Origin of the sequence: Streptomyces sp. NPDC048483 (genome assembly GCF_040651455.1) — a bacterium.
GTDB lineage: Bacteria > Actinomycetota > Actinomycetes > Streptomycetales > Streptomycetaceae > Streptomyces.
The window spans coordinates 15,593-38,678 of sequence record NZ_JBEZJZ010000065.1 but is presented as its reverse complement, the minus strand read 5'-3'; the positions used below and the strand labels follow the sequence as shown (position 1 = coordinate 38,678).

The 23,086-nt window shown below is 69.0% G+C and carries 24 protein-coding genes and 3 pseudogenes; 13 read left to right on the top strand and 14 right to left on the bottom strand.

Annotated elements, in window-relative coordinates; genetic code table 11:
- Positions 1-173: 173 nt before the first annotated feature.
- Positions 174-296: a DUF6193 family natural product biosynthesis protein gene (locus AB0D04_RS27820; protein ID WP_362708548.1), complete on the top strand. Its 123-nt coding sequence runs from the start codon at positions 174-176 to the stop codon at positions 294-296.
- Between the two features lie 151 nt (positions 297-447).
- On the opposite strand, the gene AB0D04_RS27815 is transcribed toward AB0D04_RS27820, so the two are convergent.
- Positions 448-1,488 carry a DUF2993 domain-containing protein gene (locus tag AB0D04_RS27815; RefSeq protein WP_362708546.1) on the bottom strand — a complete coding sequence of 347 codons (1,041 nt, stop codon included), beginning with the start codon at positions 1,486-1,488 and terminating at the stop codon, positions 448-450.
- Between the two features lie 581 nt (positions 1,489-2,069).
- On the opposite strand from AB0D04_RS27815, the pseudogene AB0D04_RS27810 reads away from it, so the two are divergent.
- Positions 2,070-2,487 (top strand): annotated as a pseudogene (locus tag AB0D04_RS27810) (transposase); the annotation flags it as partial.
- A 110-nt stretch (positions 2,488-2,597) separates the two neighbouring features.
- Here AB0D04_RS27810 and AB0D04_RS27805 read toward each other — a convergent pair.
- From AB0D04_RS27805 to AB0D04_RS27790, 4 genes and pseudogenes are all read right to left on the bottom strand, one after another.
- Positions 2,598-3,172: pseudogene (locus AB0D04_RS27805) on the bottom strand (hypothetical protein).
- Entirely contained in the window at positions 3,169-3,354 is a 186-nt protein-coding gene (locus tag AB0D04_RS27800; protein ID WP_362708570.1) for a DUF6545 domain-containing protein, read from the bottom strand. Before AB0D04_RS27800 ends, AB0D04_RS27805 begins: the two are co-directional and overlap by 4 nt.
- A gap of 98 nt (positions 3,355-3,452) precedes the next feature.
- Positions 3,453-3,566 (bottom strand): annotated as a pseudogene (locus AB0D04_RS27795) (hypothetical protein); the annotation flags it as partial.
- A gap of 78 nt (positions 3,567-3,644) precedes the next feature.
- Positions 3,645-4,490, bottom strand: a complete 846-nt coding sequence (locus tag AB0D04_RS27790; protein ID WP_362708543.1) for a recombinase family protein — start codon at positions 4,488-4,490, stop codon at positions 3,645-3,647.
- Positions 4,491-4,611: 121 nt separating this feature from the next.
- On the opposite strand from AB0D04_RS27790, the gene AB0D04_RS27785 reads away from it, so the two are divergent.
- A complete protein-coding gene (locus AB0D04_RS27785) occupies positions 4,612-5,229 on the top strand; it encodes a flavin reductase family protein (protein WP_362708540.1) in 618 nt (205 codons plus the stop codon).
- Between the two features lie 175 nt (positions 5,230-5,404).
- Positions 5,405-6,292 carry an endonuclease/exonuclease/phosphatase family protein gene (locus AB0D04_RS27780; RefSeq protein WP_362708568.1) on the top strand — a complete coding sequence of 296 codons (888 nt, stop codon included), beginning with the start codon at positions 5,405-5,407 and terminating at the stop codon, positions 6,290-6,292.
- An 85-nt stretch (positions 6,293-6,377) separates the two neighbouring features.
- On the opposite strand, the gene AB0D04_RS27775 is transcribed toward AB0D04_RS27780, so the two are convergent.
- The 3 genes from AB0D04_RS27775 to AB0D04_RS27765 all read right to left on the bottom strand — a co-directional run bounded on the left by AB0D04_RS27775 (position 6,378) and on the right by AB0D04_RS27765 (position 8,728).
- Entirely contained in the window at positions 6,378-6,602 is a 225-nt protein-coding gene (locus tag AB0D04_RS27775; RefSeq protein ID WP_362708538.1) for a DUF2277 domain-containing protein, read from the bottom strand.
- 45 nt (positions 6,603-6,647) lie between these two features.
- On the bottom strand, positions 6,648-7,421 hold the full coding sequence (locus tag AB0D04_RS27770; RefSeq protein WP_362708536.1) for an alpha-ketoglutarate-dependent dioxygenase AlkB: 774 nt from the start codon (positions 7,419-7,421) through the stop codon (positions 6,648-6,650).
- A 200-nt stretch (positions 7,422-7,621) separates the two neighbouring features.
- Positions 7,622-8,728 carry a PQQ-dependent sugar dehydrogenase gene (locus tag AB0D04_RS27765; RefSeq protein WP_362708533.1) on the bottom strand — a complete coding sequence of 369 codons (1,107 nt, stop codon included), beginning with the start codon at positions 8,726-8,728 and terminating at the stop codon, positions 7,622-7,624.
- 595 nt (positions 8,729-9,323) lie between these two features.
- On the opposite strand from AB0D04_RS27765, the gene pqqA reads away from it, so the two are divergent.
- From pqqA to AB0D04_RS27735, 6 genes are all read left to right on the top strand, one after another.
- A complete protein-coding gene (gene pqqA / locus AB0D04_RS27760; RefSeq protein ID WP_362708531.1) occupies positions 9,324-9,479 on the top strand; it encodes a pyrroloquinoline quinone precursor peptide PqqA in 156 nt (51 codons plus the stop codon).
- A 9-nt stretch (positions 9,480-9,488) separates the two neighbouring features.
- Complete coding sequence (locus tag AB0D04_RS27755) at positions 9,489-10,520, top strand: MBL fold metallo-hydrolase (RefSeq protein WP_362708528.1); 1,032 nt, start codon at positions 9,489-9,491, stop codon at positions 10,518-10,520.
- Positions 10,517-11,224 (top strand): pyrroloquinoline-quinone synthase PqqC, encoded by a 708-nt coding sequence (pqqC, locus tag AB0D04_RS27750; RefSeq protein WP_362708526.1) that lies wholly within the window; start codon positions 10,517-10,519, stop codon positions 11,222-11,224. The genes AB0D04_RS27755 and pqqC overlap by 4 nt, the downstream gene beginning before the upstream one ends.
- Positions 11,221-11,487 carry a pyrroloquinoline quinone biosynthesis peptide chaperone PqqD gene (pqqD, locus tag AB0D04_RS27745; protein WP_362708523.1) on the top strand — a complete coding sequence of 89 codons (267 nt, stop codon included), beginning with the start codon at positions 11,221-11,223 and terminating at the stop codon, positions 11,485-11,487. Before pqqC ends, pqqD begins: the two co-directional genes overlap by 4 nt.
- Positions 11,484-12,665 carry a pyrroloquinoline quinone biosynthesis protein PqqE gene (pqqE, locus tag AB0D04_RS27740; RefSeq protein WP_362708521.1) on the top strand — a complete coding sequence of 394 codons (1,182 nt, stop codon included), beginning with the start codon at positions 11,484-11,486 and terminating at the stop codon, positions 12,663-12,665. Before pqqD ends, pqqE begins: the two co-directional genes overlap by 4 nt.
- Positions 12,666-12,748: 83 nt before the next feature.
- Positions 12,749-13,765, top strand: coding sequence for a chitinase (locus tag AB0D04_RS27735; protein WP_362708518.1), 1,017 nt, complete (start codon positions 12,749-12,751; stop codon positions 13,763-13,765).
- A gap of 712 nt (positions 13,766-14,477) precedes the next feature.
- Here AB0D04_RS27735 and AB0D04_RS27730 read toward each other — a convergent pair.
- Complete coding sequence (locus AB0D04_RS27730; protein WP_362708515.1) at positions 14,478-14,855, bottom strand: VOC family protein; 378 nt, start codon at positions 14,853-14,855, stop codon at positions 14,478-14,480.
- Positions 14,856-15,620: 765 nt separating this feature from the next.
- Here AB0D04_RS27730 and AB0D04_RS27725 point away from each other — a divergent pair.
- On the top strand, positions 15,621-15,851 hold the full coding sequence (locus tag AB0D04_RS27725; protein WP_362708513.1) for a DUF6296 family protein: 231 nt from the start codon (positions 15,621-15,623) through the stop codon (positions 15,849-15,851).
- A gap of 189 nt (positions 15,852-16,040) precedes the next feature.
- On the opposite strand, the gene AB0D04_RS27720 is transcribed toward AB0D04_RS27725, so the two are convergent.
- On the bottom strand, positions 16,041-16,334 hold the full coding sequence (locus tag AB0D04_RS27720) for a hypothetical protein (RefSeq protein ID WP_362708510.1): 294 nt from the start codon (positions 16,332-16,334) through the stop codon (positions 16,041-16,043).
- Between the two features lie 115 nt (positions 16,335-16,449).
- Positions 16,450-17,178 carry an aspartate/glutamate racemase family protein gene (locus tag AB0D04_RS27715; RefSeq protein ID WP_362708507.1) on the bottom strand — a complete coding sequence of 243 codons (729 nt, stop codon included), beginning with the start codon at positions 17,176-17,178 and terminating at the stop codon, positions 16,450-16,452.
- A 253-nt stretch (positions 17,179-17,431) separates the two neighbouring features.
- Between AB0D04_RS27715 and AB0D04_RS27710 the strand changes: the two genes are divergently transcribed.
- Entirely contained in the window at positions 17,432-17,797 is a 366-nt protein-coding gene (locus AB0D04_RS27710; protein ID WP_362708504.1) for a DUF4180 domain-containing protein, read from the top strand.
- A 190-nt stretch (positions 17,798-17,987) separates the two neighbouring features.
- On the top strand, positions 17,988-18,701 hold the full coding sequence (locus AB0D04_RS27705) for a formylglycine-generating enzyme family protein (RefSeq protein WP_362708501.1): 714 nt from the start codon (positions 17,988-17,990) through the stop codon (positions 18,699-18,701).
- Between the two features lie 163 nt (positions 18,702-18,864).
- Here AB0D04_RS27705 and AB0D04_RS27700 read toward each other — a convergent pair whose 3' ends face one another.
- From AB0D04_RS27700 to AB0D04_RS27690, 3 genes are all read right to left on the bottom strand, one after another.
- Positions 18,865-20,160, bottom strand: coding sequence for a cytochrome P450 (locus tag AB0D04_RS27700; protein WP_362708498.1), 1,296 nt, complete (start codon positions 20,158-20,160; stop codon positions 18,865-18,867).
- Between the two features lie 260 nt (positions 20,161-20,420).
- Positions 20,421-21,020 (bottom strand): hypothetical protein, encoded by a 600-nt coding sequence (locus tag AB0D04_RS27695; protein WP_362708496.1) that lies wholly within the window; start codon positions 21,018-21,020, stop codon positions 20,421-20,423.
- Between the two features lie 293 nt (positions 21,021-21,313).
- Complete coding sequence (locus tag AB0D04_RS27690) at positions 21,314-22,603, bottom strand: bifunctional GNAT family N-acetyltransferase/ATP-binding protein (protein WP_362708493.1); 1,290 nt, start codon at positions 22,601-22,603, stop codon at positions 21,314-21,316.
- Positions 22,604-23,086: the final 483 nt, after the last annotated feature.

Sequence of the window (23,086 nt, the reverse complement as noted above, 5' to 3'; positions counted from 1 at the left end):
GGCTCAGATCGCCCTTGCTAACACGCCTGTGCCACTCGAGATCGCCGCCCACTGGCCAGGCCACACGGCCCACCTCGACGTGAAGAAGGTGAGTTGACCATCGGTGAGTCCTTGTCCACCAGTGCTGGCCCACCGCATCCGCCTGCCCGCCGAACGATCGGACCAGGTGCGGATTGAGCCTTGGTGAGGAGCTCACACCACAACAGGCCGCTGCACTGGTAGTCGCCCACCTTCCCCTCGATTGCGGGCCGGCCATCGACGGGCCGTGGCCCCCGCCCAACAGCCGTACTGATTGAGCTGTCTCAGGCCGCCCGGTCTGGAAGGCCGTCCCATGCCGAGCCTCGGCGGCAGACGCGGCGGGCCGGCCAAAGTCACCTGTCAAACGGGGAGCCGCGTCAGCTGTATCCCCGCGGTCGCAGCACATGGACCCTCGCTCGATGCGTTGTCTTAGCCCACCATTAGGTCCTTGCTGGTCAGCTGCGCCCGAATGCCGTTCTTCGTCACGGAGATGTCGCGCAGCCGAATGTCGCCCGGCAGGCTGTCCGGCAGCTGCGCGGAGAACTCCATCTGCTGCGCGACCTTCGGCTCCCGGAGCTTCTGTAGGCCCTGGATGAGCGAGGGATCGATGCCGGTGGGCTTGAGCAGCGACGGATGGTCCACGAGCGTGTCCAGCACGCGGCCCTTCATCATCTGCTGCGGAAAGACGTGCTTCCCAGTTGCCTGTTGCAGCTCGCCCTCGTCCATCTTGTCGGCGACGGGTGCAGTCAGCTGCAGGCCACCGCCCTTGCCGGGTACGTAGGTGAGCAGGCCGGGCACCACCACGCGGGTGTCCTGCAGGGTCATGCGCAGGCCGCGGTCCCCGGTGCGCTGCAACTGCGCACGCCCCCGGATCCGAGCCTGCTTGTCACCCACCGGCAGGTTGCCGCCGGCCAGCACCGTGTTCTTCTCAGGTCCGGGCATCAAGTGGACCTGCGACGCGCCGACTTCGCGGTTCAGGTCCTTGAAGTCGAGCAGGATGTCACCGCGCACCCGGCTCAGCACCGCACCCTTGACCGAGGACGGCAGGCTGCCGACGATCCGGATGTCGTCCACCGTCCCCTTCACCTGAGCGACGGAGACCGGCCCGGCATCGACATCGGGGACATTGACCTCGACGTGGTCGATGTTGCCCGCGAGCACCTGCCCGATGAACGGGAAGCCGGCGATGTGCACCTCGGGCTCGGCGTGCAGCTTCAACGCCTTCTGCACCTGCTGCGCCGCCAGGTTCTCCGCGTAGAGCACGGCCCACCGGTCACCGAGCGCAAGAAACGCAAGAACGACGGCCAGCGCGACAACCACCTTCGCGGTCCTCCGCACGATCCGACGCGGCTTGCCCCCGGCCCGCGGGTGCTCCCTCTCGTCGCCGGCGATCGTGTTGTCAGTGCCTGCGCCGGCCGCGGTTGGGACTCCAGCTGCGCCGACGACGCTGGTGTCGGCGCCGGTGGCCATGGCCGGGCCCGTGCCGCTGTCGGCGGCAGCAGCGGTGCCAGTAGCGGCGGTACTGGAGCCGAAGTCAGCGCCGGCGCCCGAGTCGGTGCCGTAGTCGGTGTCAGCGGCGGTGGCGCTGCCGGCGCCCGTACCGGAGTCGGCGGTGTTCCCCTGGGCCGACAAGGCATCCGGCTCTTCGCCGCCCTGGGCCGACGGCTCGTCCGGGCCGTCCTGGGCAGCACGGCTCGCCGGTACCCGCGCCTTGGAGTCTGCGGAAGGTTCGTTGGAGAGCATCCCCACCATGCGACCACAGCCCAGGCACGCGAACCAAGTTGTGCACAGTCTTCGAGACACCTACGCAGAGGACGCCGAAACCGGAGTCGGTGCCGTGCCCGAGCGCTGTGTTGAGTTGAAGAAGGTCTGTCCCGCTCACTCGAGAACGAAGCGGTAGTTGCGTCAGTGTGCGCCGCATAAGCTCCCCGTATCCGGTCTAAACGTCTCATTCTGACCACTTGTCAGCGTCACAGTTATGCCACCTTCTGTGACACCGCAGGTCACGGCAGAGATTGTGAGCGCAGCCTGTCATCATGCGTCCATGAGGCATGCGGAATGGGCTGTGGGAGGTCGCGGAGCCCATGATCCCGCCGCCGAAGGTGCGGCCGCAGGGCGGTGGGAGCCAGGACACGCCTGACGAGACGGCGTTCGCGGCGATCGTCTACGTGCCGGTGAGCGGCTGTGTCTGGCGTGCGTTCCCGCCGTGCTTCGGGATGTCGAAGTCGACCGCCCACCACCGGTTTCTGCTCTGGTCGCGGGCAGGGGGGTGGGGCCGGCTGCACGAGGCGGTCCTGCACCGGTTCGACGGCGCTGGCCTGATCGACGTTACTGGGCTCCGCCCACGTTAGGCCCAAGAAGGCGGGCGAGCCCACGGGCCCGAGCCCCGTGGACCGGGGTAAAGCGGGTTCCAGGGTGCACATCCTGTCGGACGCGAACGGACTGCCCCTGGTTGTCGGCCTCTCCGCAAGGGGTCACGCGGCTGTACGACGTGACGGTGCGCCTGCCGCACTGACCCACCGCCCGTGAACGCCATGGAGCCCCGGACGAGACCGTCCGGGGCTCCGCTGTCTGCCAGGTCAGGCCGGGAGGAAGGCCGCGGCCGTCGCCGCGCCGAGGCACGCGCCGGCCACGGTCTGGGCGACAGTGTGGTACGTCAGCGCCACCCGGGACCAACACACCGCGATGGTGAGCAGGTAGGCGAGCAGCCACCAGGGCGAGTGCACGACGGCGAGCAATGCGGGGACCGCGGACGCGACCGCGGAGTCCACGCTGATCTTCCATACCGTGTTCACGGCCAGAAGGACGATGGTCATGGCCCACAGGGCGAGCATGGCGATGAGGATGCCGGTCGGGGCATGGCCGAGGACCATGACGAGCGACCCGAGCCCGATGGACGCCAGGATCACCAGGAAGATCGGGCCACGCTTCGCACGGTCCACGACGTGCCGGTCACCCCAGGTGCCCCGCTTGCGCTCCCACTCGATGTACCCCGCCGGGACGAGCCCGGCGCACAGGCACCGAGCAGGCCCCACGGAATGCCGCTCCAGTCGCCGGCGGCCGCCAGGCCGATGCCCACCATGCCGACCACGAGGACGTTACGGGGCTGAAGAACATCAGTGACGGTCCGGGCCGTAATGGCGTAACGCGTCATGCGACTGACCCCCCAGCCGCGAGCAAGCTTTGCGCATGGGACGGGCTGCTCTTCTTGTACGCCCTGGCCACTCGGCGGAGCCATGCGATCTCTCCGTCCTGGTCCGTGTCCGCGGGCTGCTCGAATGCCGCGACCGGAGCCGCGGGCGCCCCTCCCGCCTTGGCTGCAAGTGCGGCCTTGATCCAGTATGCCTGAGCGACAGCACCGTGGGCGGCCCCCTTTCAGTGGCCGCCATCAGGTTGTCGGGGACCTGATGACGCAGTTTCTCGATCGCGTCTGCGACATCGTGGATCCACCTGTCGAGCCGCAGCCCAGCGTCCATGTCGCGGCGGGTCAGCTCGCGGTAGCGGGAGAGCGGCGGCTCCATCGGGATGGCGGGGAAGGCGGTCGCCATCTCGCGCCACATCGGGTACGGACCCGCAAGGGCCCACCAGGCGCGGGCGCGGCGGAGGACCTTCGATGCCGGACTGGCTCAATGCCGTCCGGCAGGACATCTGCCCAGCCTGCGGAGCATTTTGGCGATCATGGTGGACGACCACGTGCGGGCGGCTGGGGGAGTGATCCCCTCGGTATTGAATGCCTTGGCGATGCTGTACGCCGATTCCCCCGACATGAAGTCCTGGAAGATGCGGGTGACGACGTCGGCCTCTTCTGGGACGAGTTGCCCCTTCTTCTCGCCCTTGCGGACCCAGCCGTAGGCGATACGTCCCTGGGCCTGGCCGTTCTGGGCTGAGGAGAGATGCTGGCGGGCGACGCGGCGTGCGGTGTCCTCTGAGGACTTGAGCGCCATTACGCACATCATGCGGGCCATGTGGCGGTCGCTGTCGTTGATCAGGTTCATGTGGCCGCCGGTGGCGCCGGTGACCGGGCGCTTGACGTATTCGACGATGTCGATGAGGTCTTCGAGGTCCCGTGGTTGTCGGACCAGCCGGTCGAGGTCGTAGAAGATGACGCCGTCGATCACACCGTGAGCGAGGTCGGCGAGCAGTTGGCGGAACTCGGGGCGCGGCACCATCCAGTCGATAGAGCCGTCGGGCTTGACGATCTTGCGCTTCTTGAACGCCGAGGTGTCGTTCTCCTTGTAGATCTTGGCGAAAGGGCCCCAGCGAAGACGAGCGCGTGAGTCCTCGGAGTCTTCGAGCTGGTGGTCTTCGCCGGTTTCGAGGCCGAAGCGGTCGGAGGAGATGCGCAGGTACGCGCCAGGGCGCTTGGGCGCGTAGGCGGCCAGATGGTCGTAGAGGTTGAGGGTGACCTGCCCGCCGCGGGCGTGTGCGGGGACGTCGAAGTCCTCCCAGACGGTGGGAGCTGCGGTTGTCACGGTGTTCGGCTCCTGGTGCTCAGTGGCTCCGATACCGGGCACTTTCCGTTGAAATCACGGGCTTGGTGGTGCCGTGGATCCGCTGCAGGATCCGCGGCCGCCGGTGTGGATACTGATCACCATGCGTATCGACTTTGACCCCGCTGAGATGTCCCGCAACGAGTTCTACAAGCTGCTGACCGCGACGGTGGTGCCGCGGCCGATTGCCTGGGTGTCCACGGTCTCGGCGGACGGGGTTCATAACCTCGCACCGCACTCCTTCTTCAGCATTGCCAGCGTGGCCCCGCCTGTCGTGCAGTTCAGCTCTGTCGGGCGGAAGGACACGCTGCGGAACGTCGAGGCCACCGGGCAGTTCGTGGTGAGCTTTGCGGCGGAGGGGATGGAGCAGCAGATCAATGACAGTGCTACGGACTTTCCGCGGGGGGTGAGTGAGTTCGAGGCGGCGGGGATCGCTTCCGAGCCGAGTGTGCGGGTGAAGCCGCCGCGGGTGGCGGCCTCGCCGGTGGCGCTGGAGTGCGAGGTGCACAGCACGCTCGGGATCGGGGACTCCACGGTCGTGTTCGGGCGGGTGGTGCATGCGGTGGTGTCGGACGAGGTGCTGGCTGACGGGCATCCCGAGATCGCGAAGCTGCGGCCGTTGTCCCGGCTGGGCAAGGACGAGTGGGGCACCGTCGGCGGCCTGCGGGAGCTTTCGCGTATCCGGCATGCGGAGTGGCAGGGGCCCACCCGGCAGCAGTGAGCGGGGAGGGTTTCAAGTCGGTTCTTTTCGGGGCCACTTCCGGCTCATGGAAGTCTTCGAGACTCTGCGGTGACGGTGTCGGTGCCGGCCGGCGCAATGGGCGAATGGAGTCGCTGTGAACGACGACCTTGTTCCCGTCCGCGAGTCTCTCGGGGCCGAGTCCGCCTCCCGTTCCGTGGCGGCGGCGTTCAGCAGGCGGTTTGCCCTGCGGGCAGCGGCCGCGGGCGCGGTTGCCGTACCGGTGACGGCGTACGGGACCCAGACCGCGGCCGCCGCCGACCGCGGACGGGGGCTGCGGGTGATGACCTTCAACCTGCGGTACGCCTCCGACACCCGGCCGAATTCCTGGGCCGAGCGGCGTCCCGTAATGCGCTCGCTGCTGCGGCGCGAGGCCCCGCACCTGCTCGGCACCCAGGAGGGGCTCTACGGGCAGCTGCGGGATATCGCGGAGGATCTCGGTCCGCAGTACGCCTGGGTGGGGACGGGTCGGGGTGGCGGCAGCCAGGATGAATTCGCGGCGATTTTCTATGATGCGCGGCGGCTCGCACCGGTCGCGTACGACCATTTCTGGCTGTCCGATACGCCGTATCTGATCGGGTCGGCGACATGGGGGAACACCGTCATTCGGATGGTGACCTGGGTCCGGTTCCGGGACGTACGGGCGGGGGGCGAGTTCTATGCCTTGAACACGCACCTTGATCACGCGAATCAGTACTCAAGGGAAAAGTCCGCCGCGCTGATCACCGAGCGGCTGGGCGCGCTCGATCCGTCACTGCCGCGGATCGTCACGGGCGACTTCAATGTCGCGGCGCACAAGAATCCCGTGTACGAGGCGATGCTCGGTGACGGGGCGCTCGTCGACAGCTGGGACGTGGCCGAGCAGCGGAGCGCGCAGTACGCGACGTTTCACGGGTACCGGCCGCTGGTGCCGGACGGGGACCGGATCGACTGGATTCTCACCTCGGCGGGCGTGCGGACGCGGCGGGCCACGATCAATACGTTCTCCGAGCACGGACAGTTTCCGAGCGACCACCTTCCGGTGCAGGCGGTGGTGGAGTGGTGAGTCCCGGCCTCGACCGGACGACCTGCGCGGGATCCGGGGCCGGTCATGGGGCTGGGGCGTGGCCGTCGCGGCATCTGCTGGGTGATCAGCGCTGGTGGGCGGCCGCCCCGCGGATCTGGAGGCCGTCGAGGAGTTCCTGGGTCGCGGCCGCCACGGCGTCCACCGCGTGATCGAAGACCTCGCGGTTGTGCGCGGCCGGCGCGCGGAAGCCGGAGACCTTGCGGACGTACTGCAAGGCCGCGGCCCGGATGTCCTCGTCGGTGACCTCGGGCGTGATGGGCGGTCGGAGAGTCTTGATGCTGCGGCACATGGGTCCAGTCTGCCCCCTCGTCGGTGGATACGGAGCCGCCGCAGTTCAGCCGAGCCCCGTGACCCGCATCGTGATGTTGAGGCGGCCGCTGGTCAGACCGGACGCAGGGTCGCAGGTGCCCGGCCGGACCTTGGGCACCCCGTGGTACGCGAACCGGGACGGCCCGCCGAAGACGAACAGATCGCCGGAGGCCAGCTCGATGTCGGTGTACGGCTTGGTACGCGTCTCCGTATTGCCGAAGCGGAAGACGCAGGTGTCGCCGATGCTGAGGGAGACGACCGGCGCGCCGGACCGTTCCTCCTTGTCCTGGTGCATGCCGAGCTTCGCCTCGGCGTCGTAGAAATTGATCAGCGCGGTGTCGGGCGTGTAGCCGTCGCCCGAGGTCGCGTCCTGGTACGCCTCGACCAGCGCCCGGCGGCCCAACTCCACCATCCAGTCAGGGAATTCGGCGACGCGGGCGCCATTCACGTCGTCGGCGGTACGGGTATACGCGTACGGCTGCCAGTGCCAGCCGATGCACACCGTCTGGACGGACATTACGCCGCCCCGGGGGAGCTTGGTGTGCCGGATCGGAGCCGGGCCGCGTGCCCAGCCGCGGCAGGCGGTGACCAGCTCGCGCTGCTGGGCCAGGGTCAGCCAGCCGGGGACGTGGACGGCACCGGGGGCGAGTTCGCGGCGGGAGCGGGGGGCGCCAGGGGGATGCGAGGGGCTCAAGGTTTCAGAGCGGCCGGATGGGCTTGTGAGCTGCCTGGGCGCCCGCCGGCCCTCGAGTCCCCCGACGTTCTCGAAGTCCTCGAAGCCGGGAAGTGGCGTGCTCATGTGCTCCTCGACCTGCCTTGCTGTCGTGCCCGGTATCTCGTCGGGCGCTGCCCGGTGTCTCGTCGGTCGCGTGGCCTCGTCGTGTCTCTCTTCAGCGTGCCACGGGGCGGCCTGCCGCGGAGTCTGGGGGCGGCCGAGGGGCAACCATCGCCGACCATTCTGCCGCTCGCCGGGGCGCCACGGCGCCCGGCCGGGCTACTTCAGGTCGATTTCAGATCGATCTGGAACACCTTGTCGGAGCCGTCGCCACCGTCCCCGTTGCTGTCCGCGTTCGTCGTCGTCAGCCAGAGCGAGTTCTTGCCGGGTACGGACTCGACCGTACGCAGCCGCCCGTAGTCGTGGGTGTAGTACGCCTCGGGGGTGCCCGCGGTGGTGCCGTCGACCGGAATGCGCCACAGGCGTTCGCCGCGCAGCGCCGCCATGTAGACCGCCCCGTCGGCGTACGCGACCGCGCTGGGGGAGGCCTCCTTGACCGGCCACTGGCGCTTGGGGTTGGTCATGCCGGCGGTGGAGCAGGTGCCCTCACACAGGGGCCAGCCGTAGTTCTTTCCCGGCTCGATGAGATTCAGCTCGTCGTACTTGCTGTCGCCGAACTCGGCTTCCCACAGATGTCCTTGGGTGTCCCAGGTGATGCCCTGCGGGTTGCGGTGGCCGTAGGAGTAGAGCAGGGAGCCGAACGGGTTGCCGGGGGCGGGTTTGCCGTCGGGGGTCATCCGCAGGATCTTGCCGTTCAGAGACTTCTTGTCCTGCGCCAGGTCGGGGGTCTGCGCCTCGCCCGTAGTGGCGTACAGGTATCCGTCCGGCCCGAATTTGAGGCGCCCGCCGTTGTGGTACTTGTTCTTCTTGATGCCGTCGACGAGGACCTTGTAGTCGCTGAGCTTGCCGCCGTCGAAGGTCATTCTGGCGATGCGGTTGCCTTCCGGGGCCGTGTGCATCACATACACGTCATGGTCGCTGGTCCAGGACGGCGATACGGCGATACTCAGCAGTCCGCCCTCGCCGCCCGTGGTGACGGTGTCGGGGACCTTGCCGACCTGCGTCTTCGTACCGTCCTGGGTGAGCGTGGAGACGGTGAACGAGTCGCGCTCGGTGAGCAGGGCGGAGCCGTCGGGCAGCCAGCTCAGGCCCCAGGGGATGGACCAGCCCGACGAGATGGTCCTGGGGGTGCCCGGTACGGAGGCGGGGGCGCCGGGCGGCTTGGTGGTGGCGCCGTCGGTACCGGCCCCAGAGACGAGGATTCCGGTGGCAAGGGCGGCGGCCACCATCGTGAGCGGGGCGTGACGTGCGGCTCTGGTGCGGATGCGCATGGGGTTCCTCCGGTCGGAAGGCGTGACGGGGTGTTCCCTCGGGCGGGCATCAGCGGCGCCGGGCTGATAGGCGAGCGAAGCTAGGGCAAACCTGATAGGAAAGTTTCCTGTCTGATTCTCTGTTGGCGGGAAAGTACTGCGGTCGCGGGTGCCGGTCAAGGGGTGGGACGTTGGAGGTATCTCCGTTTCCGTTCACGGGAGTTGAGGGCGGATGAGGCCAGATGAAGTCAGCTGAATCAGGGGTGGGAGAGGCTGGAGGGTGAGTTGCTATCGCGCCATTGGTCGGAGCGTTTTCCCTCCGCCCCATTGACCGGAGCCCGTTGGCTGAGGATTCTGCAAAGCGATACAAGGCGACACAACGCAACGCGGTCGATGAACCGCCGACGGCCGGCGCCCCCTGGGACCGTTGGCGAGCTGACCGGCATGAGTCGCCTTCCTGGCCGCCTCCTCAGTCGCCTCCTTCGCAGTGCGCGCCTGAGCAATGCGGCCATGCCATGTCCCTTGCACGGCACCGCCATTCCCGTACCGCACCGCCACTACCTGTACGGCACCGCCACACCCCCCCCACGAAAGGCCGCCCCGCATGAACGACGCCATGGAACGCAGGCCCCAGACCCCCGAAACCCCCCAGCGCCCGCCCGCCGCATGCCCCGCCGCCCCGTACGGCGAGCAGACCGCCTGGCAGACGCCCGACTACACGGTGATCGAGACGGCGCTCGAGGTCACCGCCTACTCCCTGACTGCCCGCTGACCGCCCGCCATGCTGCTGCAGGTGCTCGGCACCGCGGCGGGTGGCGGAGTGCCCCAGTGGAATTGCGCGTGCCCCGGGTGTTCCGGGGCACGCGCCCATCCCGGAAGGCGCCGCCGCCATGCCTCGCTCGCCGTACGAGCCGACGACGATCACTGGTTTCTGATCAACGCCACCCCCGACCTCGCCGACCAGATCGAGAGCACGCCGGCCCTGCACCCGGGCCCCGCGACACGCCGGACCCCCGTGGCGGGACTGGTACTCACCGATGCCGAACTCGACCACACCCTCGGCATCGCCCGCCTCCGCGAGGCCGACCGGATCGAGATCCTCGCCACCGGCCCGGTCCGCTCCGCGTTACGCGACCGGGCCCGCCTGGACGACATCCTCACGCCGTACGCCGCGCTCGTATGGCGGGAAGTGGGCCCCTGGCCGGTGCCGCTCTGCGACGGATCCGATGTCGAGATCAGCGCCGTACCAGTCTCCGGCAAGCGGCCCCGTTACGCGGCCGGGGAGAGCGATGCGGCGGATGCCAACGACGCATCGGATGGCTGCGACGTGTCGGGTGGCTACGGCACGTCGGGCGGCTACGGCGCATCAGGTCGCTACGGCGCATCGGATCGCCACGACGCGACGGGTGGCTCCGGCACACGCCCGCACGGTGAACCATGGGTGATCGCCGTCCGTCTGCACGACCGTCGCACCGGCGGCACCGCCGTCTACGCGCCCGCGCTCGCCTCCTGGCCCGACGCGTTCCAGGAGGCGCTTGCCGACGCCGACTGCGTCCTGCTCGACGGCACCTTTTGGGACGACGACGAACCGCGCCGCAGCGGATTCTCCCGCCGTACGGCCACCGGTATGGGCCATCTGCCCATCGACGGACCGGACGGCACCGCCACGCGTCTCGCCCCGCTCGCCGCCCGCTGCCTCTACACCCACCTCAACAACACCAACCCCCTCGTCGACCCCGATGCGCCACAGCACAAGCAGCTGGCCGAACGGGGGCTCGCGGTGGCCGCGGAAGGGATGGAGATCGCCCTATGAGCACGCCGTTCGAGGAGCGACTGCGCGCCGTGGCGCGCGAGAGTTACCACGACCGACATCCCTTCAACATCCGTATGCATCAAGGGGAGTTGACGCCGGACGAGCTGCGCCGCTGGATCCGAAACCGCTTCCACTACCAGCGCCATATCCCCGTCAAGGACGCCCTGATCACCGCAAAGCTGCGCACGCCGGAACTGCGCCGGATGTGGCTGCGCCGGATCGAGGACCACGACGGGCGGCAGCCGGGGGAGGGCGGCATCGAGCGCTGGCTGCGGCTGGGCGAGGCGGCGGGGCTCGACCGGTCGCTGCTGATGGACGAGACGGGGGTGCTGCCGGGCGTACGGCTCGCCGTCGACGGCTATGTCAACTTCTGCCGTCTGCGGTCCCCGCTCGAGGCCGTCGCCGCCTCGCTCACCGAACTGTCCGCCCCGGACATCATGCGCACCAGGATCGACGCCTTCGAGCAGCACTACCGCTGGATCGACGCCGACGGCCTGGCCTACTTCCGCGGCCGCCAGAGCCAGGGGCGGCGGGACAGCAAGGAAGCGCTGGCGCTCGTCCTGGACTGGGCGCGTACGGAGGCCGAGCAGGACCTGGCGGTCGCCGCCCTGACCTTCAAATGCCAGGTGCTGTGGGCGCTGCTGGACGCGGTCGAGCTGGGGGAGCGGCCGGCGGGGGAGCGGGCCGGGCAGGTGCGGCCATGACGGCGATGGCGCGATGGTGGCCCGTACTCGCCCCCGCCGTCCACCTCCGGTACGACCGGGTGCGCGACACCGATCTGCTGCTTCTGCCCGAGCGCGTCGTGGTCCTCGAGGGCAACGCGGGCGCCGTACTCCGCCTGTGCGACGGAGAGCGCGACGTCCCCGAAATCGTGGCGGAGCTGACCCGTCGCTTTCCCGGCGCGCCGGTGGCGGACGAGGTGCCGGACTTCCTCTGCCGAGTACGGGAGGAGGGCTGGCTGCGATGACCGCCGCCTCGCCGGCCCGCCCCTGGGCCTTACTGGCCGAGCTCACCCACGGCTGCCCGCTGCACTGCTCGTACTGCTCCAATCCGCTCCAACTCACCCAAAAATCAGCCGAGTTGACGACACTCCAATGGAAGGACGCACTCCGCCAGGCGGCCGACCTCGGCGTCGTCAGCACGCATCTCTCCGGCGGTGAGCCGCTGCTGCGCCCGGACCTGGCGGCGATCGTCGCGGCCGCCGACGGTGCCGGGATCCACACCCAGCTCGTCACCAGCGGCGTCGGTCTCGACCGGGCGCGGCTCGCCCGGCTGACCGACGCCGGGCTGCGCAGCGTCCAGCTCTCCGTCCAGCACGCCGACCCCACCACCTCCGACCTGATCGCCGGCCGCCGCTCCTTCGCCGCCAAGGAACGGGCCGCCGCCCTGGTCCGGGCCGCCGGACTGCCGCTCGGCCTCAACGTCGTCCTGCACCGCCACAACCTCGATGCCCTGGACGCGCTCATCGATCTCGCGCCCGCCTGGGGCGCGGACCGCATCGAACTCGCCAACACCCAGTTCTACGGGTGGGCGTTGCGCAACCGCGCCGCGCTGCTCCCCTCCCGTCGCCAGCTCGCCGACGCAGAGCGGACCGTGCGACGCCGACGCGCCGAGCTGGCCGACGACCGGATCGAGGTCGTCTGGGTCGTGCCGGACTACTTCGACGGCAACGCCAAGCCCTGCATGGGCGGTTGGGGCGCCCTCTCGCTCACCATCACGCCCGACGGGACGGTCCTGCCCTGCCCGGCGGCCGCGGCGATCCCGGGTCTCGACGCACCCAACGTCCGCGACCACGACCTGGAATGGATCTGGAACCATTCCGGGGCGTTCACCCGTTACCGGGGCACGGAATGGATGCGCGAGCCATGCCGCAGCTGTGACCTGCGCGAGAAGGACTTCGGCGGCTGCCGCTGCCAGGCGCACGCGCTCACCGGCGACGCCACAGCCACCGACCCCGCCTGCCGGCTCTCTCCGCACCACCCGCTCCTCCGCGACCTGGTGGACACCCCGCCCGAGCCGCCCGCCCAGGGCCTCGGCCCACCGCGCAGACCCGCCCGGCGCGTGACGGCCCCGGCAGGGGATGGGCGAAGGCCACCGATGACGCGGCAGCAGTGGGTGCGGCCGATCGGCCCCGGCCAACCCTGAATCCTGCCAACTCCTCCAAGCCCGCCAACTCCACTTGTCCCGCCAACTTCACCCACCCCGCAAGCCCCAGAAGGAAGCGACCCATGACACGACCGCACCGCTCCCGCCGATCCCTGTCGGTCGGCCTAGCAGTCCCCGCCCTGCTGCTCGGCACCGCCGGAGCCACCGGGGCCGCCGGCGCGGCGACTTCGCCCGTCGTCGCGCCTCGGGTGGCCGTCCCGATGGCCGCCGCGCCGTACGAATACCTGGGCTGGGGCGATCCGCAGAAGCCCGCCGAGGTGATGGCGGCGACCGGGACCAAGTGGTTCACGCTGGCCTTCATCCTCTCCGACGGCGGCTGCAACCCGAAGTGGGACGGAAACCGGGCGCTGACCGGCGGCAGCGATGAGTCGGCCATCAAGGAGATACGTGCCAGGGGCGGCGATGTGGTCGTCTCGGCGGGCGGTTGGAGCGGCGCCAAGCTCGGCGAGAAATGCGGCAGCGCCGCCGCGCTCGCCGGGGCGTACCAGAAGGTGATCGACGCGTACCGCCTCAAGGCGCTCGACATCGATATCGAGGACACCGAATTCACCGATGCCACGGTCCGCCGACGGGTCGTCGACGCCCTGAAGATCGTCAAGACCAAGAACCCCGGCATCATCACCTACATCACCATGGGCACGACCCCGGACGGCCCCGACGCCCATGGCAAGGACCTGATCAAGCAGGGCGCGGCGGCCGGTCTGGACAACGACGGCTGGATCGTCATGCCCTTCGACTTCGGCGGCCACAGCGGGACCATGGGCCAGGCCACCGTCAGCGCTCTGGAAGGCCTCAAGTCCGCGGTCAAGAGCGCCTACGGGTACGGCGACGTGGACGCCGACCGCCACCTCGGCGTCTCGTCGATGAATGGCAAGACCGACCAGGCCGACGAGACCGTCACCCTCGCGGACTTCCGTACGATCCTGGCCCATGCCCAGCAGCACCACCTTGCCCGCTTCGCCTTCTGGTCCGTCAACCGCGACCGCCAGTGCGGCTCCGGCAGCGACGGTGACAGCTGCAGCGGGGTGCCGCAGGAGCCGTATGCGTACACAAAGATCGTCGTGAAGTACATGGGGTGAGGGCGGAGCGGGGGAGGGGGCGGCGTACGGCGCTGTGGTCGCGGGCGGGGCCGGCATGGGACCCGTTCATCCGGGTGCTCGCGGCGGAGCCTTCGTCGTCGTACCTCGTCAGCGGGGGACGTCTACGCCGCCTCAACCACCTCTGAACGCACCGCCGTCGTCCAGACCTCCAGCAGCACCGCATACTCCGCCATGTCCTGCGCCGTCCACGCCAAGCCGTGCCGGGTGCGCACAAATCGCCTGATCGATTCATTGGCCTCGGACGCAGGAACGGGCATCCCCGTAGGGGCGGGAGGAGTTGGGGACATGTGAGACATGCTAGGGGCAGTCACTGACAATTCATCACCACGCGCGCCCGTCGTACGCTCCCCGCGCGCCCTCCCGCTGCCCTTCCCTCCGCCACTCCAACTCTCTGACCAGCAAGGACCATCGGCGACCCGTCCGCGCCTCGCTCTCTGCATGTGTCCAGTCCCACACGCTCCGCGTTCGCCCGATTTCCGGTTCGTTGATCCACTCGTACGGCCCCACCGGTTGTCACCGGAAGCGGCTACGGGTCGCCTACAGGCCGTCTACAGGCCGCCTACGGGTCGTCAACCCGCCGTCGGCCAGCCGTCGGCGACCATCAACCGACCATTGACGAACCGAGAGCGAGCTAACGGCACTTCCACACACCCTCAGCGAACCGCCCGCGGCAACCTGTATGCCACGCGCCTCAATTCAGGAACAGGCAGAACGGGTGCCCGGCTGGGTCGAAGAACACGCGGACGTCGTCCTGCGGCTGGGCCTCCGCCCGCGTCGCACCCAGCGCGACCGCATACGCTCCGGACTCGTCGAGGTCGTCGACGCGGAAGTCGAGATGGAGCATCTTCTGTTGCTCCGCCGCCCGTTCCGGCCACACCGGCGGCCGATACCCCGACTCCGACTGGAACGAGAGCCCCGTACCGCCCTCCGGTGGCCTGAGCAGTACCCAGTCCGGTTCGCTGCATTTCACCTCCCATCCCAGCAGTCGCTGATAGAAGCCCGCGAGCACATGGGCATCGGGGCAGTCCACGACCACCGTCGCCAGCGCGAACCGAGGTCTTTCCGTCATCAGCTCTCCTGTCGTTACGGCCGGAGCGTGGCTCGGGCGCGATCCGGACCGGTGCCATCCGGCCCGATCCGAAGCGCACGCTGATCGGGCTGTCGGCCGCCGAACATTACTCCGATCGGGTGGGCGCCGGAGGCCCGGTCATCACCAGTGCCCCACGGGTCAGATGCCGGTCCATGCGGGCGGCTCCAGGGCCCATTGTCAGTGGCCCCCCGTACGGTGGTCCCCGTAACTATCCGAGCTGCTGGCGCTTCTCGGACCCGCCCCGCCCCGGTGACAGCGCACCGGGGCGGGGCACCCGCTGCCTACCGGCAGCGGGAGGTGTGGTGCGACGAGCTTGGGAAGCAGGTGTGCCGCCCTGCGGCGCCCTGCCACTGCTCGGAGTCGTCTCGCACCGCAGCGTAGGCGCCGTGCATTCCGGCGTCCTGGAATGCCTTGAGGGTCCTGTCCAGCGCCGCACGGTCGGGACCGGGCCGCTCGGCGGTCGAGATGGCGGCGGCATCGGCGGCATCGGCGGCCGGCGTCGCGGGGGCCCGGACGGCCTCGCGCCATCAACCCTCGGAACTACCTTGATCCCAAATCCAGATGACACCTGCCAGGTATGGCGCCGTCGTCGCCGGTAGTCCGGCCCACTGTCCACTCCCCGGTCCCTCCTGAGGCGCGCCGCGGCTGTGTGAGTGACGATGGAATAGCGAAGGTGTAGCGGTGTACCGCGCAGGTGAGGGAGGGGCGCCGCAGGCACCTGCAGAGTCAGTTCGGGAGGCCCGGATGGATTACCCGGAACGCTATGAGCTGGTATTTCAGGCACTCGCTGTGGAAGACGACGTGGTGGTCGTCCGGCGTACCGAGAAGGCGGGAGCGGGCGGGTATCCGGTCTACGAGGATGAATCGGGGATCGTACGCGCGGAGATCAGCGACCGGGGCGAGGTGCGGATGTTGGCCAGCGGGGGCCACCAAGCGCCCCGGACGCCGTTGCTGGCGCGGCCGCTGTGCCCGTGAGCCGGGCCGGGTGAGGCCCTGGGGCAGGCGTGGCCCAGCCGATGGTGGGGCGAGCCACGCAGGAGGTCGGGTTGCGCCGGTGATCTGCGTAGCGGTCGGGCGTTCACCACTAGGGGAGGTAGTACGAAGCCATCGGGCGAGCGGCGGTCGGGCCGGGCCCCTCCGTTGAACGGTGCGGCGAAGGGGCCGCTATAGGCCCCGGAGGTGGCCCCGGCTCTGCGGCTTTTCCCGGTCGGCTCGCTGTTCGGCGGAGGCGGAGGCGGGGGACGAGGCGGGTGAAGAGGTAGCGGCGGAGGGGGAAGCAGAGGCGCCGCTGTGATCGTCTGCGGGGTCCACGTCCGGGTCCACGTCCGGGTCCGTGGTGGCCGAATCCGGCTCGGGTTCCGTGGTGTGTCCTCCGAGTACCGCCATGGCGCGCTCCAGCGTCTCTCCGGTGACCTGCATCCGGATCCTGGCCAGTCGTTCTAACTCGGTCTGCGACACCACGTCAGGGTACCCGGCGTCAGTTCAAACCCCGGCCGACGCAGGGGATTTGTCACGGCGGAGAGTCATGCGCCGGGGGAGCGGAGGCGAAGGCGGCGCGGGACGCGGCAGCCAGTCATGGGTTCCCGAGCTGGGTGGGATGTGGGTTGTCCGCCAGCGCCAGCGCATGCCGGACCGCCGCTTCCGCATGCAGCCGGGTGGTCGGGAAGACGGGCACCGGGCTGTCGTCGGGGCTGATCAGCAGCTCGATCTCGGTGCAGCCGAGCACGATGCCCTCGGCCCCGGCGGCGACGAGTTCCTTGATGATCGCTTGGTAGGCCTGACGAGACTCCTCGCGGACGATCCCGACGCAGAGTTCCTCGTAAATCACCCGGTGGACGGTGCTGCGCCCGGCGGCGTCCGGGATGAGTACGTCCAGACCATGGGACGCGAGCCGGCCGCGGTAGAAGTCCTGCTCCATCGTGAAAGCGGTGCCCAGCAGCCCCACGCGGCGCATACCGCTCGCGAGGATGGCGCCTGCGGTGGTGTCGGCGAGGTGCAGCAGCGGGATCGTGACCGCGGCGGCCACCTCGTCGGCGACCTTGTGCATGGTGTTGGTGCAGATCAGCAGCAGGTCTGCACCGGCGGCCTCCAGCGCCTTCGCGGCCTCGGCCAGTACCTCGGCCGCCTCATCCCAGCGACCTTCCGCCTGCAGCCGTTCGATCTCGGCGAAGTCGACGGAGTACAGCACACAGCGCGATGAGTGGAGACCGCCCAGACGCTCGCGCGTCAGCTCGTTCAGCAGCCGGTAGTACTCCGCCGTCGACTCCCAGCTCATGCCGCCGAGCAACCCGATAGTCCTCATCCGGTCACTCTCGCACAGATGCGCCCACCAGCTCCATTTGCGGGAATGAGCAGTCAAGTCGGGGGTGGAGAAAGTGATTTGGCGGCCTTGGGCACTGCGGTGCCGATGAGTGAAGTGGTCGACTTCGTCGATGGTGTCGTGGCCCGTGGCAGGTGCCGTTCTTGGGTACGGCTTTTGCGGGGAACTGTTGGTGAACCTGGCGTAGTTACGGGCAAGCGGGCGGGCCCCGTTGCATTAGTTATACGATCACGACATGACATCCGAAAGCCTCGTGGGTCCGCACGGCGTTTCCGTTCTCATGTGTGCCCCGGGTGGGCACATGCTGAGCGACGCAAGCGCCGCACTCGATCTGATCGGCGAGGCGATGGGGTGTAGTGCTGAAGTGGTGGTGGTGCCCGTGGAGAGGGTCGCCGACGACTTCTTCTCATTGAGCTCCGGACTGGCCGGCGAGATTGTCCAGAAGTTCGTGAACTACCGCATTCGTCTTGTGATCATCGGCGACATCAGCCCTCATGTGGCCGGGAGCCAGGCTCTGCGTGACTTTGTGCGCGAGGCGAATCGCGGCAGCCAGGTGTGGTTCGTGGCGACGCAGGAAGAATTCGACGAGAAGCTGCGGTAACGGCGGTTCCCGTCCGGACGGAAACGTTGATCGTCCGGGGCGATGTGTGCAGGCACGGTTATTATACGGGGCCGGGCCTCGCCGATCAACGTCCCCCGCGGAATCGCCCCTTGGTGTGCGTGGCCGCGTTCGCAAATTGGTGTGTCTGCATGTCATGGACGCGAATCGATGGTGTGGGACAAGTGCTGCAATGAGTCTTGAATCGACGCTCCGCGAGGCCATCGCCGAGCGCATGATCGGAATCCCTGCCGGGGAGATCGTCCTGCGGGACGAGGGCACGAAGACGAACTGGAAGGCCGAAGTCGGGGCCTTCCGACTGGCGCCGTATCCCGTGACACGCGAGCTCTACCTCGCCGTTCTGGGCGAGACGCCCGTGAGTTCGGCGGGGCCGAGGGTGCCGGTGACCGAGATCTCCTGGAAGGAGGCCGTTCGGTTCTGCAACCTGCTCTCGCAGGCGACAGGGCTCGAACCCTGCTACGCGATGGGCGACGGCCCCGACGCCCCCGACGACCCCGACGCGCAGGACGTGGTCTGCGACTGGGAGGCCGACGGCTACCGCCTCCCGGCCGAGGCGGAGTGGGAGTACGCGTGCCGGGCCGGGACGCCCGACGTCCGCTACGGAGAGCTGGATGAGATCGCCTGGTACCGCGGGAACTCCGGCGACGAGGTGCATGACGTCGCGACCAGGGCGCCGAACGCGTGGGGCCTCTACGACATGATCGGCAACGTGTGGGAGTGGTGCTGGGATGTCTACGATCCCAGCGTCTATGGCCCGTACCGCGTATTCCGAGGCGGAGGCGCCTACGACCAGCCCCGAGGATGTCGGGCATCGTGCCGCCGCAAGAGTCACCCGACCTTTCGCGTCGATGACCTCGGGTTCCGGCTCGCCCGATCGCTCCAGTAGGGCGCGCCGGACCAGATCCCCGGCACCCAGCCTGACCGGCACCGCCCCGCTCGGCCGCCAGCCCCTTGCGCAGACCAGGTCGGCGTAGGGCCAAGGTTGCCCAGAGCGGGGCAGAACCGGGTACCACGGGTACTCACCGTCCTTGCCCTTGACCCGGCGACGCCTACGACCGCGGCTTCGCCGTCCAGCGGACCGGAAGCTGCTCCGTGCCCCGGATGAGCATCCCGGTGCGCCAGGTGAGGTCGTCCGTAGCGCAGTCCAGCGCGAGATCGGGGCAGCGGTCCAGCAGGGCGCCGATGGCGATACGGGCCTCCAGGCGGGCCAGCGGGGCGCCGATGCAGAAGTGGATGCCGTGACCGAAGGCCACATGGCCGCGGGGATCGCGGGTGATGTCGAAGTCGTCGGCGGCGGCGAAGCGTTCGGGGTCGCGGGAGGCGGAGGCCAGGACGACCCAAACGGGATTCCTGGCCGGGATGACTGTGCCGCCGATCTCGACCGGCTCCACGGTGAAGCGCCAGGTGGCCGTCTCCACCGGGCCGTCGTAACGCAGCATCTCCTCCACGGCGTTGTCCAGGAGGGAACGGTCTGCCCGCAGGGCGGCCAGCTGGGCGGGATGCTGGAGCAGGGCACGCACCCCGTTGGAGATCAGGCTGACGGTCGTCTCGTGGCCCGCGACCAGCAGCAGGAAGGCCATGCCGACCAATTCGTCACCGGAGAGCCGGTCGCCGTCCTCGTCGCTCGTACGTATCAGGGCGCTGAGGAGATCATCGCCGGGGGCGCTGCGCTTGTGCTCGATGAGGCCGATGAGGTAACCGGCCATCGCCTGGGTGGCTTCGTTAATGGCCTCCGGGCCGGTCGGCGCGATGATCTCGCGCGACCAGGCGCGAAAGCTGTCCCGGTCCATGGAAGGGACGCCGATCAGTTCGCAGATGACGGTCATCGGCAGGGGGAAGGCAAGCGCGTCCACGAGTTCGGCACGCCCGCCCGGGGCGGCCAGCATCGTATCGAGCAGCTCGTCGGTGATCTGTTGCACGCGAGGTCGCAGCGCCTCGACACGGCGCGAGGTGAACTCCCGGGCCACCAGCTTCCGCAGCCGGGTGTGGTGGGGCGGGTCCGAATCCAGCATGTTGGTGAACAGCGGCGAATCATCGGCGCTGTTCACCAGTCCGGCGGTGCGCCAGTTCTTGACGAGCCGGGGGTCGCTGAGCGCGGCCCGGGCCGCTTCGTGGCCGACGACCAGCCACGCCTCTTGGCCTTCAGGGAGCTGAGCACGGTGTACGGGGCGCTCGGCACGCAGCTTGGCGTAATAAGGGTATGGATCCGCGGTGAAGTCCGGTCCGTATGCGCCCAGGTCGACGATCTCCGGAATCCGATGAACTCCGGGAGTCTCGGGAGTTCCGGGAGTTCCGGGAGTTCTTGGAATGTGTGCGCTCTGCGGGTTCTTCGGATTCTCCTGCATGCGCTGCCCCCATACGCTTCTCGGTCACTGGACGGTGACGGTGCAAAAAGGCCCGGTTCCGCATACCACCGGCACCACCTGCACGGTCACCGCAGTGCAGTGCACCACTTGCACTGCACTTCCACCGTACGCGAGCGCCACGTATCCGGCGTCGTCCGATCGGAGGAGCCGAACCCGGAGCCGGCCCCGAAGCCGTCGGCCGGATGGCGCGGGGCAGAGCGCCTGTGCCACCCGGCCCCACGCACCCGACCCGGTCCGGCCTACCCGACGCGCTCGATCTGGGCGCGGCGGATCAGGAACTTCCCTTGTTCACGTACCTGCTCGAAGGCCGCGTTGTTGAGGAGCACGCAGCTGCCCGACGCCGAAGTGACGGACACCGTCGTCGACTTGTTGTTGTCCAGATTCGTCACCTTCAACTTGGTGCCGGTGGGGAATTGGTCGCTCGACGCGGCCGGTGCGCCGCCCTCGCCGGAGAGGGTGACCGTCGAGCCGGGGCAGACGACATCGGAGGCCGATTGCGCGGGATCCTGGCCTTGAGCGTCCTCCTCAGTGGGCGGTTTCTGCTCCGGCGCCGCGTTGTCGCCCTCGCTGCTGCTACATCCGGCGGCTTTCTGCTGGGCCTGGATCTGGGCGATCACCGCTTTGCGGTTGGCGATGCGGGCCGCCGACTGCGCGTCCGGATCGGCCTCCTGGGCGGCGATGAACTTCTGGTTGTTGGTCAGTGCCGCGGCCAGCCCGTCGCAGGCCGCCGATGCATGGCTGGTGCCCGTCATGACGACAGCGATACCGCCGACCAGCGCCGCGGAGCTGACGAAAATGGTGATCTTCTTGCCCTTGCCGATTCTTCTCTTTCGGGACACGCACGACTCCAGTCCTCGAGGGGAACCCTTGGCTCGGGTTCGATACCGCCCAGTACGGAGAGCGATGACGGTCCGTTTCACCGCCGGATCAGATTTGTCCGTGGATGCCAAATCCCGGTCAGTGGTGGGGAGTTGCTGTTCGCGGCTGAGCTGGGGCGGACGCTCGGCGGGCTGCCATGAGCCGGCCGAGCGTCCGCTCGACTTTCCAGCGGCGGCGGAGCACGGCCCCGTCCGGACCCGGTGGCGGGGGCAGCCACCCCTGGCTCACACCCCCGCCGCGCCCCACCACCCCGTCAGCAACGCGCGTGAGCAGTGATATCCGCCTCGAATTCATCGACCATCGCCGGTGTGACCGTCGGCCGGCACTGTGCGATCGCGGCCAGATAGTCCTCGGTGCTCGCCCCGAGCCGGCCCTGGGCGCCCGTGCCGAGGCCGGTCGACTCCAGGTCCCGTTCGAACGAAGCCTGGGCGGCCACCCGGGCGGCATGCTCGATGTCGGCCGGGGTGAACAGCTCGCTGGCCGCAACCAGCGCCGTCACATCGACATCGGCCCGGCCATCCGTGTAGCGGGACCAGATCGCCGCGCGGGCGGCCTTGTCCGGCGTACCGATCGGGATCAGGTAGTCGAAACGGCCGGGACGCAGGAAGGCCGGATCGAGCGAGCGGATCGAGTTGGTCGCACACACCAGCAGCCGCTCGTCCCGCTCCCGGAAGCCCGGTATGAGCTTGAGCAGTTCATTGGTCACGCCGTGCAGACCGCCGGGCTGCGCCGGCTCCGCGCGTACCGGAGCGATCTCCTCGACCTCATCGATGAAGACAAGCACCCGCTCCAGCTCCGCGATACGGGCGAACGCGCTGCGCAGGGCCGCCGCAAGGTTGCCCTCATCGGCGAGCCGGGACGGCAGCAGCTCGACGAACGGCCAGCCGAGCTTGGCCGCGATACCCCGCGCGAACGTGGTCTTCCCGGTCCCCGGCGGACCGAACAGGGCGATGGCACGCGGCGGCCGTACGCCGTGCCGGGCAGCCCGCTCCGGCTCCGCCAGCGGCAGGACGACACGCCGTTCGATCAGGTCCTTCTCCGCCTCCATGCCGGCCACCTTGGCCCACAGATCGGCGGGCAGGAACCGTCCGCCGAGGTCCTCCAGCAGGCTTGCCGCGGGACCGTGGTGCGGCTCGACCTTCTCGAAATAGGCCACGGCGGGCTGCCGCGTATAGCCCGCGTTGAGCAGCCCCTCACCCAAGAGGTCTTCCTCGGGCAGCACGTACGCGATACGGCTCACCCGCGCGGCAATCAGCCGCCGCTCCAGCTCCACCAGCAGCGCACTCGCCAGCCCCCGGCCACGCCAGGCCGACGAGATGGCGATCCGCATCACCCAGCCCCGCTCACCCGCCACACAGGCGAGCGCCGTACCGATGGGCACGCCCTGGTGGACGGCTACGACGGCAGGCTGCCGGGAACTCAGCGCGCTGATGCACTCGGCGAGCGAGAACACCGACTCCTGCCCGAGCTCGGCCGTGGAGTCGATCAGGTGGACCACGGCAGCGAGATCGTTCTCGCGGTAGTCGTGGATGAGCCAGTTCACCGGTACCGCCCCTCGTTGGTGATGTTGCAGCGAGGCTAGGGGCGGTGGGGGACCGGGTCCTGCTCCACCTTGCACAAACCGGAGCGGCGATCGCTACGTTCCGTATGTAGCCAGATCCGGGTCTTGGCGGGGGTGCTACGGGGGCCTCTTCGGCCGAGGTGAGGTGGGGGCGGGTGGAGCAACGGTCTGCTCTTCAATTGGGCTTCTGCGGCGGGAAGTTGGGGTGGCGGCAAGTGATGTGGGTGCCCCCGTCCCCAACCGTCGGCGAGTGTGACGGCTCCCTGCCCTCACCCGTCATCCGTCACCCATCACCTGCAACCCGCTGGCCCCGCCCGCCCCACTCCCGGTAGCCCCGCCCACCCCTTGCCCGCGTCGACAGCCACCCCCACCCCTCGCCCACCCCCTCTGCCGCTCACTCACCGTGACGTCGAGGCGGGCGCACCGCCTCCTGTCCGCCATCTGGGAAGCCCGATACATCTTTGC

Excerpts from the sequence above, each read along its gene's own strand:
- AB0D04_RS27815 (WP_362708546.1), bottom strand. The coding sequence starts at position 1,488 with ATGGCCACCGGCGCCGACACCAGCGTCGTCGGCGCAGCTGGAGTCCCA.
- AB0D04_RS27755 (WP_362708528.1), top strand. The coding sequence starts at position 9,489 with ATGCTGCTGCAGGTGCTCGGCACCGCGGCGGGTGGCGGAGTGCCCCAG.
- AB0D04_RS27710 (WP_362708504.1), top strand. The coding sequence starts at position 17,432 with ATGACATCCGAAAGCCTCGTGGGTCCGCACGGCGTTTCCGTTCTCATG.
- AB0D04_RS27725 (WP_362708513.1), top strand. The coding sequence starts at position 15,621 with ATGGATTACCCGGAACGCTATGAGCTGGTATTTCAGGCACTCGCTGTG.
- AB0D04_RS27700 (WP_362708498.1), bottom strand. The coding sequence starts at position 20,160 with ATGCAGGAGAATCCGAAGAACCCGCAGAGCGCACACATTCCAAGAACT.
- AB0D04_RS27705 (WP_362708501.1), top strand. The coding sequence starts at position 17,988 with ATGAGTCTTGAATCGACGCTCCGCGAGGCCATCGCCGAGCGCATGATC.
- AB0D04_RS27715 (WP_362708507.1), bottom strand. The coding sequence starts at position 17,178 with ATGAGGACTATCGGGTTGCTCGGCGGCATGAGCTGGGAGTCGACGGCG.
- AB0D04_RS27735 (WP_362708518.1), top strand. The coding sequence starts at position 12,749 with ATGACACGACCGCACCGCTCCCGCCGATCCCTGTCGGTCGGCCTAGCA.
- pqqC (WP_362708526.1), top strand. The coding sequence starts at position 10,517 with ATGAGCACGCCGTTCGAGGAGCGACTGCGCGCCGTGGCGCGCGAGAGT.
- AB0D04_RS27785 (WP_362708540.1), top strand. The coding sequence starts at position 4,612 with ATGCGTATCGACTTTGACCCCGCTGAGATGTCCCGCAACGAGTTCTAC.
- pqqA (WP_362708531.1), top strand. The coding sequence starts at position 9,324 with ATGGAACGCAGGCCCCAGACCCCCGAAACCCCCCAGCGCCCGCCCGCC.
- AB0D04_RS27730 (WP_362708515.1), bottom strand. The coding sequence starts at position 14,855 with ATGACGGAAAGACCTCGGTTCGCGCTGGCGACGGTGGTCGTGGACTGC.
- pqqD (WP_362708523.1), top strand. The coding sequence starts at position 11,221 with ATGACGGCGATGGCGCGATGGTGGCCCGTACTCGCCCCCGCCGTCCAC.
- pqqE (WP_362708521.1), top strand. The coding sequence starts at position 11,484 with ATGACCGCCGCCTCGCCGGCCCGCCCCTGGGCCTTACTGGCCGAGCTC.
- AB0D04_RS27775 (WP_362708538.1), bottom strand. The coding sequence starts at position 6,602 with ATGTGCCGCAGCATCAAGACTCTCCGACCGCCCATCACGCCCGAGGTC.
- AB0D04_RS27770 (WP_362708536.1), bottom strand. The coding sequence starts at position 7,421 with ATGAGCACGCCACTTCCCGGCTTCGAGGACTTCGAGAACGTCGGGGGA.
- AB0D04_RS27765 (WP_362708533.1), bottom strand. The coding sequence starts at position 8,728 with ATGCGCATCCGCACCAGAGCCGCACGTCACGCCCCGCTCACGATGGTG.